This window comes from uncultured Clostridium sp. (assembly GCF_900547735.1).
Lineage (GTDB): Bacteria > Bacillota > Clostridia > Lachnospirales > Lachnospiraceae > Otoolea.
Map to the genome: position 1 here is coordinate 1 of NZ_URHZ01000115.1, position 12382 is coordinate 12382.

Annotated in this window: 11 protein-coding genes and 1 pseudogene; 4 read left to right on the top strand and 8 right to left on the bottom strand. The window is 49.8% G+C overall.

The annotated features are described in order from the left end of the window. Positions 1-61 precede the first annotated feature (61 nt). Both QZT18_RS22250 and QZT18_RS22255 read right to left on the bottom strand, forming a co-directional pair. The gene (locus tag QZT18_RS22250; RefSeq protein ID WP_294151686.1) at positions 62-943 is read right to left on the bottom strand and encodes an AraC family transcriptional regulator; all 882 of its coding nucleotides are present in this window, start codon (positions 941-943) and stop codon (positions 62-64) included. Between the two features lie 87 nt (positions 944-1030). Beyond that, on the bottom strand, positions 1031-2230 hold the full coding sequence (locus tag QZT18_RS22255; protein WP_294151688.1) for a sugar MFS transporter: 1200 nt from the start codon (positions 2228-2230) through the stop codon (positions 1031-1033). Positions 2231-2539: 309 nt separating this feature from the next. On the opposite strand from QZT18_RS22255, the gene QZT18_RS22260 reads away from it, so the two are divergent. The 4 genes from QZT18_RS22260 (at position 2540) to QZT18_RS22275 (ending at position 8099) form a co-directional block, all read left to right on the top strand. After that, positions 2540-3442 (top strand): AraC family transcriptional regulator, encoded by a 903-nt coding sequence (locus tag QZT18_RS22260; protein WP_294151690.1) that lies wholly within the window; start codon positions 2540-2542, stop codon positions 3440-3442. 101 nt (positions 3443-3543) lie between these two features. After that, complete coding sequence (locus QZT18_RS22265) at positions 3544-4548, top strand: polysaccharide deacetylase family protein (RefSeq protein ID WP_366925955.1); 1005 nt, start codon at positions 3544-3546, stop codon at positions 4546-4548. 771 nt (positions 4549-5319) lie between these two features. Further along, entirely contained in the window at positions 5320-6219 is a 900-nt protein-coding gene (locus QZT18_RS22270) for an AAA family ATPase (RefSeq protein ID WP_294151691.1), read from the top strand. Positions 6220-6233: 14 nt separating this feature from the next. Next, the gene (locus QZT18_RS22275) at positions 6234-8099 is read left to right on the top strand and encodes a hypothetical protein (RefSeq protein ID WP_294151692.1); all 1866 of its coding nucleotides are present in this window, start codon (positions 6234-6236) and stop codon (positions 8097-8099) included. A 221-nt stretch (positions 8100-8320) separates the two neighbouring features. On the opposite strand, the gene QZT18_RS22280 is transcribed toward QZT18_RS22275, so the two are convergent. The 6 genes and pseudogenes from QZT18_RS22280 to QZT18_RS22305 form a co-directional block, all read right to left on the bottom strand. Then, positions 8321-8494: a hypothetical protein gene (locus QZT18_RS22280; protein ID WP_294151694.1), complete on the bottom strand. Its 174-nt coding sequence runs from the start codon at positions 8492-8494 to the stop codon at positions 8321-8323. Positions 8495-8499: 5 nt separating this feature from the next. After that, positions 8500-9255 carry an N-acetyltransferase gene (locus tag QZT18_RS22285; RefSeq protein WP_294151696.1) on the bottom strand — a complete coding sequence of 252 codons (756 nt, stop codon included), beginning with the start codon at positions 9253-9255 and terminating at the stop codon, positions 8500-8502. Positions 9256-9321: 66 nt separating this feature from the next. Further along, entirely contained in the window at positions 9322-10023 is a 702-nt protein-coding gene (locus tag QZT18_RS22290; protein ID WP_294151708.1) for a GyrI-like domain-containing protein, read from the bottom strand. Continuing rightward, positions 10000-10317: pseudogene (locus QZT18_RS22295) on the bottom strand (TfoX/Sxy family protein); the annotation flags it as partial. The pseudogene QZT18_RS22295 and the gene QZT18_RS22290, both read right to left, overlap by 24 nt. 96 nt (positions 10318-10413) lie before the next feature. After that, positions 10414-10872, bottom strand: a complete 459-nt coding sequence (locus tag QZT18_RS22300) for a GyrI-like domain-containing protein (RefSeq protein WP_294151699.1) — start codon at positions 10870-10872, stop codon at positions 10414-10416. Between the two features lie 70 nt (positions 10873-10942). After that, positions 10943-11851 (bottom strand): YafY family protein, encoded by a 909-nt coding sequence (locus QZT18_RS22305; RefSeq protein ID WP_294151703.1) that lies wholly within the window; start codon positions 11849-11851, stop codon positions 10943-10945. Positions 11852-12382 lie beyond the last annotated feature (531 nt).

A 12382-nucleotide genomic window follows, 5' to 3' on the forward strand; every position in this document is an offset into this window, starting at 1 on the left:
CTCCCACTCCCCCGTCCGCCGTCTTACAGAGGCGTCCTCGCATCTCAACTAAATCTTTTCATCATTTCATCTTCCCCGGAGCCACAGACAGCCAAATCTCAAAAGAAAAATCATTCGAATGGACTTCATCGCTCTTATACACCTCAATGCACATTCCTCCGGACGGCTGATAGCTGCTGGTCGGGAATACCTCGGTATAGACTCTCTTCCATAAATCTTTAAATGCATCCGGCATACTTCCGGTACCGCTGAATATCATCCAGGTATTTGCCGGAATTTCCTCCACCGTCAGTCCCTCAGCCGGCTCGCCGCCCTCATAGGACGCTCCGATGGCATAGTCGAAATCACCTTCATTCGGGTTGTCGAAGCAGACGCCCACAATTGAATTACCGAATACGCTTTCCGGCGTGATATAGCGGCACAGTGTTGCAAGCACTCCGTCTTTCCCGCACTCCTCCCACGCACTGTGAATGCTCTGCTGCGTGATATCCCCGGTTCCCTTAAATCTCTTTCTGCGTGCAATCACCTTAAATGCGTCTTTTTTCTCAATTCTGTAATCCATCACGTTTCCTCCTTCTAATACGAGTTTGATGGAAAGGGGGGAGAATGATTTAAGCTCCGCTTTTCGTGAGCGCGCCTGGGACGGAGTGATGCCGTGGAATCTGGAGAACGCCCTGGAAAAGCTCTCCGGGCTGTCGTACCCATATTTTACCGCTACGTCTATCACCTTGCCGTCCGACGAGGCCAGCTCACTGCCCGCAAGGGTCAGCCGCCTGTTTCTGATGTATTCTCCCAGTGAATAACCGCAGAGAATCCCAAAAACTCTCTGAAAATGAAAGCTGGAGGAATATGCCTGTCTGGCAATCTCGGCATAATCCAGTTTCTCGGTCAGATTGTCTTCAATATAGTCAATTGCTCTCTGCAATCCGTCTATCCATCCCATCTCATTTCCCCTTTCCTGTTTACAATCCCAGTATACAAAAGACAGGAACATTCTTCATGACAATTTGTGCTGCCATCGGTGCACAGTTTATACCGCATCCGGCGAAGGAATTCCGTCCGTTTTTTCAGAAGCAGACCTGATGCGGTTCATTCTCTCCGTCATTATAAACATCCCCGCCACAAAAATCAGCAGATAGAATGGATAGAGCCAGACTCCAATCCATTCCGCCAGCAGTCCGAACAGCGGCGGCATCAGGGTGGTTCCCACATAGGCACAGGCCATCTGCATGCCCATGACGGACTGGGAATACTCCGCGCCAAAATTATACGGTGTCGCGTGAAGCAGGCTCGGATAAATCGGGGCGCAGCCCACTCCCGTGAGAATAAGCCCCGCAAGCACAGCCGCATTTCCAAAAGGAAGGAGAATCAGACATGCCCCGGACGCTGCTAGAAACTGCCCCAGACGCACCATATTCTGATCGCCGAACCGATCGGTTATAAATCCGCAGATAAAACGGCCGATTGTAATTCCCAGATAAAAAAGAGAGGCCCACTTTGCCGCCGTCTCTGCGTTGATGCCCTTGTGAAGCACCATAAAACTGCCCGCCCACAGGCCGGTTGTGGCCTCCAAAGAACAGTAGCAGAAAAACGCCGTCAGGATTGCCTTCGCTCCGGGCAGCTTCAGTGTTTCCCCGAGTCCAATCCCCTTATATTCCGGAGTTTCCCCTTTCCCGTCATCCTTTCCTGATTTCCACAACGGCAGAGAAAGGAGCAGGCATGCCACCAGAGCAAACTGGATGATTCCAATTGTCCGGTATCCCGAATTCCACTGCAGTCCCCGTGTCAGGCAAAGTCCCATAATATACGGTCCCGCCGTGGCTCCCACTCCCCAGAAACAGTGCAGCCAGCTCATATGGCGTGATTTGTAATGCAAAGCCACGAAGTTGTTAAGCGCCGCGTCCACACTCCCGGCCCCAAGCCCGTAGGGAATTCCCCACAGACAGAGCTGCGTAAACGAATGGGAACGTGAAAATCCCATCAGGGCAACTGCGGTCATTGCAACACTGACAACCGTCACAAGCCCTGTGCCGAACCTTCTGATCAGCCTGTCGCTGAACAGGCTGGATATGATTGTGCCTCCGGCGATAATCATGCTGATAATCCCGGCAAAGGAAACCGGCACATTTAATTCGCCATACATGGACGGCCAGGCCGAGCCGAGCAGCGAATCGGGCAGCCCCAGACTGATAAACGCCAGATAAATAATAATAAGCAGTAATTGGAACATTTTAATCCTCCTGAATTTATTTCCATACGTCGTGAAACGGGTCTGCGGTATGGAATGGGCGATACCTGTTTCATGCCGCTAACCCGGGATTCTTGCGCTGCCGCGCGGTTGCTTCAGCAACTATTTACCTCTGCGAGGCATGTGCATCCCCACGGAACGTTTTTTAAATCATAGGACGTAATTTCCTATGATTCATAGAATACCGTCTTTTTTATCTTGAATCTACCTTATTCCAGACATATAATATAAAAAAACCGACTAATAGTCAAATTGTTCTATATTAGTTCCAATTGATACGGAGGTGATATAATGAGTCTGCAAAAATGCGGATTGAATCTGAACCGCAGCAACGAGGAGCTGCAGCCACACGGCACGCCGTCCTTCCCCTGTGCCGGTTATGCCTCCGCCTATACGGACGGCGCGGAGGACGCCATTCCCTGGCACTGGCATGCGGAATTCGAGGTCATTTATATAAAATCGGGAAACCTGAAACTTCAGATACCGGAGAAAACATTTCATTTAAAACAGGGGGAAGGAATTGCCGTCAATTCCAATATTCTCCACTCTGCGGCGGCAAAACCTTACTGTGAGCTGCAATCCTTTGTCTTTAACCCTCTGTTCATCACGGGAAGCGCAGACTCCGTCTTTGCAGAAAAATACATTACGCCACTCATCTCCTCCCCCGCTTTTGACGGCTGCCCGTTTCTCCTCGTTTCCCACGAGCAGGAACTCTTCGAAAAGCAGTTTACAGAGGCCTTCCGCGCCCTTTCAGGAGATCTTCCGGGCTATGAATTCACGGTCAGGCAGAATCTCTCCGGAATCTGTTATTCGCTCTGTCAAAAATACGGCGGGAAACAGCCGTCCGAACAGCCCGGGCTTGCTCCCGACAATCTGCGCATCCGGACAATGCTCGATTATATCCACAGCCATTTTTGTGAAGACCTGAACCTGGCTCAAATTGCGGAAGCCGCCAATATCGGGGAACGCGAATGTCTGCGCTGTTTCCGAAGAACCATCCAGATTTCACCGGTGCAGTATCTGATTAAATACAGAATTATGCAGGGAGCCTCCCTGCTTCTTCGCGAACCGGGAAAAAGCGTATCCAATATCGCGCAGGAATGCGGCTTCGACAGCCCCGGGAATTTCTCCCAGTTGTTCAGACGTTATTACAAATGTTCTCCAAAAGAATACAGACAGAGAAAACAGGAATGACATTTACCGTTCCTCCATGACTTTCTACGGGATTTTTCCGGGTTTTCACGAAAAACATCAGAAAATGCCCCGGAGAACGCCCTGGAGGGCAACTATTATGAATGATACATCCCCTGTTTCGATATATTGTAATAAACATTTCTGAAATGGATTTTTGTGTCTCTATGAAAAAGCATCTCAAACTCAAAGGCAAACGGATCCGGATCGAAGGGCTCAGGGCCCGTCTGCCCCATCTAAGCGCTCACTCTCTGAAAACCCAGGCTAAAAAAATCACATCCCGAAAGGTTTTGTCTACCGCAGCCATCTTTGCCCTCTCTTTCTTTGTGGGCCGGGCCGCTGCCCAGACCGTGGAACCTCATAAGAACGCGGCCCCCGTGGAATCCCACCACAGCGCTTCCGCCGTCCCTGCCTCCGCAGACGGTAACTGGGGCTTAAGTTTCCAGACCGAAGGCCAGGCTCCGATAGGAAATGCGACGGCCGACTATCTGAAACAGTACAATGCCTACTATGTCCAAAACACGCAGGATAAAGTGATCTATCTGACCTTTGACGCCGGATACGAGAACGGCAACACTGCCGCAATCCTGGATGCGCTGAAAAAACATAACGCCCAGGCTACGTTTTTCCTGGTCGGCAATTACATGCAGACCAGCCCGGATCTCGTCAAACGGATGATCGCGGAGGGCCACAACGTGGGCAACCACACCTTCCATCACCCGGACATGTCCAAACTCTCCACAAAAGAATCATTTGAAAAAGAACTGGGCGATCTGGAAACGCTTTTCGAACAGACCACCGGCCAGCCCATGAAAAAATACTACAGGCCGCCTCAGGGAAAATACAGCGAAAGCAACCTGCAGATGGCAAACGATATGGGATATAAAACCTTTTTCTGGAGCCTTGCCTATGTTGACTGGTATGAAGATAAACAGCCGACAAAGGAAGAGGCGTTTAAAAAGCTGCTCGGCCGCATTCATCCCGGAGCCGTTGTGCTGTTACATAGTACCTCTAAAACCAATGGACAGATTCTGGATGAACTGCTGACGAAGTGGGAAGAGATGGGGTATCATTTTGGGTCGTTGGATGAGCTTGTGGAGGAAAAATAGGGGGAATAGCTTCAGTCCCGGGCAGGGAGGGGATCGCGAGGGCGGGGAATCCGGTCAGAAAAAGGTTACTATCCACTCCATGGCCAGCAACACGCTACGCGATGCACAGAAACGGTAAAATACACCGTTTCGCGCTGCAACCCTCGGGTTTTCTGTGACTTCCGCTTCGCTGCACTCACAAAAAAACACCTCGCGGAATACAACCTATTCACAGTAATATACCCTTTAGTTTTCCCCGCCGGGAAGGTTTTGGCCGGGACTGAAGCCGCGAAGGGGTCGCGTGCCCGTTGAATCTGTAGTTTCCGTAATGCACAAAATTTCGGTAGTTCCGGCAGTTTCCATAGGGCCCGTAGGTCCGGCAGTTCCCGTATTTTCATAATTCACGTAGATCCGGCAGTCCATGAAGTTTCGGTAATTCCCGCATCTCTGTAAGTTCAGAAGGTTCTATGAATATTGCTGAACGGATGTACAATTAACTTAAATTCTAAAGTTCTAAACTTTTTATTTTGATTTTGTTGTTTTAGTCATCGAAAGGATCCGGTAACGTCTAAAGTGCGTTTGCCGGATCTTTTTGATGGAGGAAATTGGGGGGATTGTATCGACGTTTTTTAGATTCTGCGTTGTTATAATAATCTTAGATATTGAAACACATGTAAAAAGGATGGCCGAGTTTATGATGAGGCATTATGGAATGTCGTAAATCGGATAAACTATGACAATGAAATCTGACCCGGTGCTCCCGGAGTGTTGGGTGTTTGAGGAGGGATTTATATGAAACCGAAGGAAGAAATCAGTGAACATTTATTAAAAGAACTTGAACGTTTCAGAGCCGAATATCCTGTTGCGGAGGAGGTGAGACGGCGTGTCTATCAGCCCGATATGCCCTTCTTTGGAAAGGAAATCGTGGAGATGGCCGTTTCCGCTCTGCTGGAGGGTGAGAATCTTCTGCTCTGCGGGGATAAGGCGACGGGAAAGAATATTCTGGCGGAAAATCTGGCCTGGATGTTTGGACGGCCTGTTTATAATATGTCCTTTCATGTGAATACGGACAGCGGCACCCTGATCGGGAGCGATACTTTTGTGGATAATGAGGTGAAGCTGCGCAGAGGGCCTGTGTACCAGTGTGCCGCTTACGGCGGTTTTGGTATCCTGGATGAGATTAATATGGCTAAAAATGATGCCGTTTCCGTACTTCATGCCACGCTCGACTACCGCCGCATCATTGATGTTCCCGGATATGACAGGATCGAACTGCACCCCGCGGCCCGTTTTATCGGAACAATGAACTACGGATACGCGGGGACGAAGGAACTGAACGAGGCTCTTGTCTCCCGTTTCATGGTCATCAATATGCCGACTCTCGGCCAGGAGGATTTGATAAGAATTCTGGATGCCGCCGTTCCCGGAGCCGCCCTTCCGGCTCTGGAACAATTTTCGGGACTTTTCCTGGATCTTCAGGTTAAGGCAAAGAACGGGGAGATTTCCACGAAACCTGTGGATCTGCGCGGTATGATCGGTTCCCTGAAGCTGATCCGCGGCGGGCTGACGCCGAAAGCCGCCGTCACTATGGGCATAACCAACAAGTGCTTTGATGTATTCGAGCAGGATATGGTGGATGACATCGTCTTGACCCGGATTCCCGATTCATGGACCAGCAGCGATGTATTTTGAGAAGTGAGGCGCCTATGAAAACCATGAAATATGAAGCGGAAGAGATAAAAATTCCGGCTCCGGCGGAACCGGAACCGGATGAAGAGATGGAAACCGCCCGAATCCAGAACCGCCTTAAGAACCTCTTATGGACCATAAGCGGTGACTACAGTCTGGGGGCCGAGGTGGACGCCTCTTTATTCCGCAGATCAAAATATATTGCTCTTTACGACGCCTGCTGCAAAGGCGGCTTCGCCAGATACTTCCGCCCTCAGACGCTGGAACAGTATTTTGAGAAGGCGTTTCTCTTCGGAGCCGAACCTTCCGTACTCCTGCCCCTCTCCCGCATGTGCATTGAGAGCGCGGTCTGGAAAAAGGTGGCCGCGGAGCGCGGAGGAGTAACCGATATCAGGCGGCTGGCATTTGAGGATACGCTGAGAAAAGACGAAAGCCGTCTGACACATACGGACTGGGGCGCTCTGGAGGCCTGCTATCTGCGTTTCTGCCTCTACCGCACTCCCGCCCCTTCCTCAAAACAGGTCTGGGTTGATAAGATTTGTGCCCTTGAGGACGCAGACGATACGGTCGAGATCATCCGCTGTCTCGATGAAGTGTACAATGGAGCCTATCCCAAGGGATTTGCAGATGAATTCAAGGGGTTTGGCTTATTTGAGGACGATCCGGGCCGTGGTGATAAGCAGTCCGACTCCGATGAAGAGGACGATAAGCCCGAAAAAGAGGAAGACCGCATCGTCAATCTTCTGGCCGATCATCTTCAGGAGGACGACGACGGTAAAAACAAGGCCGAAAAGCCGAATGCCGTTGTTCTGGAAGATGAGTCCATGGCGCTGGCAAAAGACTATATTGAACTGAATTATGGGAAGAGCTACCTGACTCCAAAGGAGCAGCGCCGGCTTACCCATAAACTCTGTACCGGCGCCCACAAGGAATGCAAACTGCACTTTACCGACGGCCTGCTCCATCCCGGCGATACGGATGAAACGGACGGGGCTGATACTACGAATCAGGCGCAGAGCCAAGACAGGCCGGAAAGCCGGGAAACCGCTTCCGACACCTACCAGGTCGAGTATGCAAGACGCATTCTGTTTGAAAATCTCGATGTCCTGAGAGCAAACCAGCTTGTCACGAGACAGAATATCCTCTCACTGGCCGACATCTTAAAGAGGGCGCTCCTCACCAGGGAGGAGAAGGAAATTTTCCCGGGTGAATATGGTAAAATCCGGGTAGACCGTCTATGGAACCTGGGAAGAACCAGCAACAGGAAATTATTTGACCGTGAATTCACACAGGAATTCACCGATTTTACCGTGGAAATCCTGATCGATTCCAGCGGCTCCCAGCAGATCCGGCAGAGCATGGTAGCGCTCCAGGGCTATATTATCAGTGAAGCGCTGAGTCTGGCGGAGATTCCCCACCGCGTGATGGGATTCTGCACATTCGGGGATTACACGGTGATGAGACGGTTCCGCGACTATGATGAACCAATCGAGGCCGACAAACGCATCCTGGAATTCTACGGCTCCGCCAATAACCGGGACGGACTCGCCATCCGTGCCGCCGCCTACAGTCTGGCCGCGCGAAAGGAAGAGAATAAAATCCTGATTGTATTAAGCGACGGAACACCGAACGATATTATTGTAAGTAAGTCCAAAAGCCGCCTGCGCGTCCAGTACTGCAATGAATACGCGGTGAAAGATACGGCAAGGGAGGTCTATCACCTTAGAAATGAGGGAATTGCCGTCATGGGAATTTTCGCCGGCGAGGAGGAGGCCCTTCCTGCAGAACGGCAGATATTTGGAAATGAATTTGCCTATATCAGGAATATAAACGACTTCTCAAATGTGGTCGGAAGGTACCTGAAGGAACAGCTCATGGTTTAGGCCGTTTTCTACTTCCACCTGCAGGATAAACTCCGGGGCTCTTTTCCGATTACAAAAAGGGATATACAGAATCATTTGAAACCATGATTCTGTATATCCCCTTTCTATTTCTATCTGTTGTCTTCACTCATCTATTTCTATCCTGCTGTTTCCACCAACTATTTCCTCCCGCTGTCTCCGCTTCTCCGTCTTTCTGATGTTTATCTCACTTAAGCTCTTATTTAATCTTCCTGCCGGTAAATTAAATATCTCACATCTGGTTTCAATTCCTCTTCTATCCGATCAAAATCTGACTGCAATACGGGATATGGAGGCGATGTATAATCGCATAAAAGCTGGATTGCATCCTTTTTGACGGATACGGTATTATCGGAAATGAGCACGGTTTCCAGCATGCCCGTCACCCTCTTTTTGCTTCCACCAGCTTCTCAAATTTCGGTACGGAGAGTATTTCGTTTGTCACAAATTCTCCATTATAAAACAGACTGTAGCTCGTAAACGGCGCCGGAGCATTCCGGGCCTGTTCCGTTGTCTCAAAACGGATCGACCGGAACGGCACCCCTTTTTCTTTGGCCGCCGCCTCTATCAGGGGAACGTATTTGGCCGTAAATGGACATTGGTTCGCATAGTAAAGCACAAATCCCTGCTCTCCGATTCGGGGCTGTTTGACCTGTTCCTTAAAGCACGGTTTATCGGCGCCGTCTTCAAAGGGAAGATAGAGCAGTTCGTAAAACGGCTCTGCTGTGTCTGCGGTGAGAAAGCCTTTATAGCGCAGAAACTTCGGTTCTGCCAAAAATGGCATTTTTTTCTTAGAAGAAAGAATCACAAGTCCTTTCTTCCCCTTTTCCCTGCTGTCACGGATGCATTCATCCAGAAGAAGCGCGGCATTTCCCTGTCCCTTATACTGTCCCGCAACCCACATGCAGTCGATATACATGTATCCGTCCGCTTCGACAGGCGCCCAGGCCTTTTCCGCCGGAATGTATTCAATAAAGCATTTTCCGCGCACATCTCCTTTTTTGAAAACAAGGCCGTCATCAAACCTCTCCGCGAGCCAGGCCTTCTTCGACAATACCTGGCAGTCCTTGTTGCTGGAAATGGCACAGCAGATGTGTTCCTGATCCAGATTTTCCTTCGTAACTGTTATAATCTCCAAAATGACGCCTCCCTCATACTGCGTGCATATCGCGTTCCCATCCGTACGCTCCGGCGTACCGGCACACTAATCTCTTTTTCTCACCGGGTGCCTGATGACTGTCTTCATTTTCTCAGGAGCTGTTTTTCTCGGATCATTCAGGTAGATCTCATGGTGCGGCCGTTTGTCGCTTATGTCTGTCTTATAGCCGTTCTCTTCCGTAAAACATTCCATCCGTCCGATCGTCTCAGGCTCACTGTCATATGGCCCGATATGCATAATCTGGGCGCAAAGACCCTCCGTATATTTTACCAGACGGACCTTTGACAGGTCAATCTCCGGTTTCTTCCTGCTGCAGCTTTCTTTGGCCTGTTCAAATACCTCCTCCGTCACAAAGTCGGGCTGCCGGATCATGGAGATCCATTGGAACCGGCTCTTATCCGTGATGTTTGTCCCATCAAATCCCCGGTCATCCACCAGCCACAGTCCCTCTAACGGAGGCACTACATAATCAAAATATCCGGGCGGGCACTGGCTGCTCATTTTGCTCATCTTAATCGTATAAGACAGGGCATACAGAGCGCCCACCGCCTCTTTATATTCTTCGGAGGTATTGGGATCACCGGAACCTTTTACGGCAAAAAATGTCATCTCCGGCACGTCCACGATGGACGGTTTCTTCCCCGGCTGGTAAAGGATCTTGTCACGTTTCTTGAAATCCACTTTCTCCCCGGGCACCGTCTCCCGCTTTACCCGTTTCTCCGTTTTTTTCTTCTTGGGCGCGGGCATGGGAAGTTCCCTGAATGTCTCCACCACCAATTCGGTCAGTAATTCCCTGTCATCGATGTCCTCCACCAGCAGAAACGGCTTAGACCCCTCATAGGGCGCCTCCTCCTCAAAATCGGGACAGAGTTTTTTCCCCGCCTCCGTAATTTTGATAAAGAGCTGATTGTCGCAGATCAGGCCGATTATCTTGCCGTCACAGTAGATGCCATATTCCCCAAACATCTTTTTATAGGTAATCTCCCCTGCGTTTCTCATCTGGTCTGCCGCATATTGAACAAATTCCATGCTTGAAGCCATATCATCACCCTCCTTGGTGCCTTTTCCCTCACATCTTCTCATACATGATATTTTTCGCAGCATGCGTTTGCCGGCAGACTGCGGAGCGTAACGTCTTTATTCCTTTAAACCTACATAGATGTGTATCTCGGCCTCGTCCATGCTGTCATCCTGATACTCCTCAAAATCGCAGGCAAAGGTCCTTGACAGATCCATACTCCAAATTTCCTGCCAGCATTTTGCAACCGCCTCATGCAGATCGCCCTTTGCAATAAACCTGGCATAATTTCCGGCCGGGATTGTGACAAGAACCGTATCTCCGGGAAGTTCCTCTTTCCCATCTACCTCACAGGCAACGACAATGGTGTAATCCGACATCGCGTCTCCGTCATACTCCGTATAAATACCCAGAACTTTCTCATTCGTCTTTCCCGGAATGGACTCATAGATTCCCTCAGAATAAAATTTACCCCACAGTCCTCCGATTACCGCTCCCATATCCGGAGACATATTATTTGTTCTCGCCTTAATTCCCGCTGCTTTTTTCTCTTCTAATTTTACAATCTCATATTCCATTGTTTCTTCTCTCCTGTCTTATTTTCTGATAGACAAAGCATACCATATGAAACATGACATCTGTGCGTCATCATTCACGGTACATTTTTTGAAGACGTCCCATCATCTCATAAAGCTCTCTGCGAAGTTCCGCCGGCTTTGTCAGTTCCACCTTGTCCCCAAAGCTCAGCAGCCATCCGAACAGGTTCTCCTTGTCCGCAAAACCGAAGGAAAATTTAAGCCGTCCGTCTTCCTGTTCCGTGAAGCTCTCCATGCCGAATTCCTCCACCAGCCGCCATTTCATATCCGGCTCAAAAACGGCCTCCACATCAATCCCCAGCGGATAAACACGCTCTGCCGACAGATCCGGCACCGGTATCTGCCTGGGTTCGTACTGTTCCTCCGTCGCTTTTAATTCCGTCATCCTGTTCAGTTTAAAAAGGCGGTAATCCTGCTTTTCACAGCAGTATCCCCACAGATACCAGGACGACCATTTAAAAATGAGAAGATACGGTTCAATACTCCGGCTGCTCTCCCCGCCCGGCGCATAATAGTTAAACTCCACCTTCCGCCTGTCCTCGACAGCCGCCTGAAGCACACTGATTTTCGGCGCCAGAGAGGAGCGGTACCAGGACGCCAGGTCGATCATAATGTGATTATTCGATGCCAGAACGGAGGAATTCCCCATTGCCAGTTTCTCCATCAACTGCTGATACCGTTTCGATCCCGACACACTGTCCAAGCTCTTTAGCCCCGCCAGAATAGCCTGCATGTCGGAGGATGTGAGCAGGGTTTTATCCATCCGGTAACCCTCCATAATGGAAATCCCCCCGTTCTGCCCCTGTGACGTGACAATGGGAATCCCCGCTTTACAGATGTCCTCAATGTCCCGGTTAATTGTCCTGCGTGAAACTTCAAATTTTTCTGCCAGATATGGCGCCGTCACCTTTTCCTGTTGAAGAAGAATGGAAAGGATACCGATGAGGCGGTCGATTTTCATAAGTCTGCTTCCTCTTTTCCACTAGTACCATAAGCACAATCCCCGGCCCAAGTCCGCCCGGGAACCACATTCCTGTCGTAAATATGCCATAACCTCCACAGCGCGGACCTTATTCCTGCATATTCCCTTTTCAGCATCCACCGCAAAAATCCGGTCCCAAAGTCCCGCCAAGGCCACATATTCCTGACAGGAATATAGTATATTATCTGTGCTTTACAGCCATTTATGTTTTAATATTACCTGTTATCTACCCATTTCATTATTTCGAATGCAGGATATCCCGCACTTCCTTTTCCCATAAATTAAAGTATATACTATAAACCCGGAATAGCAAACCAAAAACGTATTCATACGCCCTCAGTGAAACGGGACGTATATGCCCGCGACACTACTCTCCTCATGCTTAACGAAAGGGACAATCGGCCTCTGAAGATGACGGACGGGGCAATACTTTCGCTGAGTCTTCAGTCCCGTCAACAACCTGCCCGGGGAAGGAGGAGAAAAACTTTCCGAAGGGTGACCTTGAAGCCC

What these genes read in the sequence shown, in the direction of transcription:
- QZT18_RS22250 (WP_294151686.1), bottom strand. Translation starts at nt 943, where the DNA reads ATGGGATGGATAGACGGATTGCAGAGAGCAATTGACTATATTGAAGAC.
- QZT18_RS22255 (WP_294151688.1), bottom strand. Translation starts at nt 2,230, where the DNA reads ATGTTCCAATTACTGCTTATTATTATTTATCTGGCGTTTATCAGTCTG.
- QZT18_RS22260 (WP_294151690.1), top strand. Translation starts at nt 2,540, where the DNA reads ATGAGTCTGCAAAAATGCGGATTGAATCTGAACCGCAGCAACGAGGAG.
- QZT18_RS22265 (WP_366925955.1), top strand. Translation starts at nt 3,544, where the DNA reads ATGATACATCCCCTGTTTCGATATATTGTAATAAACATTTCTGAAATG.
- QZT18_RS22270 (WP_294151691.1), top strand. Translation starts at nt 5,320, where the DNA reads ATGAAACCGAAGGAAGAAATCAGTGAACATTTATTAAAAGAACTTGAA.
- QZT18_RS22275 (WP_294151692.1), top strand. Translation starts at nt 6,234, where the DNA reads ATGAAAACCATGAAATATGAAGCGGAAGAGATAAAAATTCCGGCTCCG.
- QZT18_RS22280 (WP_294151694.1), bottom strand. Translation starts at nt 8,494, where the DNA reads ATGCTGGAAACCGTGCTCATTTCCGATAATACCGTATCCGTCAAAAAG.
- QZT18_RS22290 (WP_294151708.1), bottom strand. Translation starts at nt 10,023, where the DNA reads ATGCCCGCGCCCAAGAAGAAAAAAACGGAGAAACGGGTAAAGCGGGAG.
- QZT18_RS22300 (WP_294151699.1), bottom strand. Translation starts at nt 10,872, where the DNA reads ATGGAATATGAGATTGTAAAATTAGAAGAGAAAAAAGCAGCGGGAATT.
- QZT18_RS22305 (WP_294151703.1), bottom strand. Translation starts at nt 11,851, where the DNA reads ATGAAAATCGACCGCCTCATCGGTATCCTTTCCATTCTTCTTCAACAG.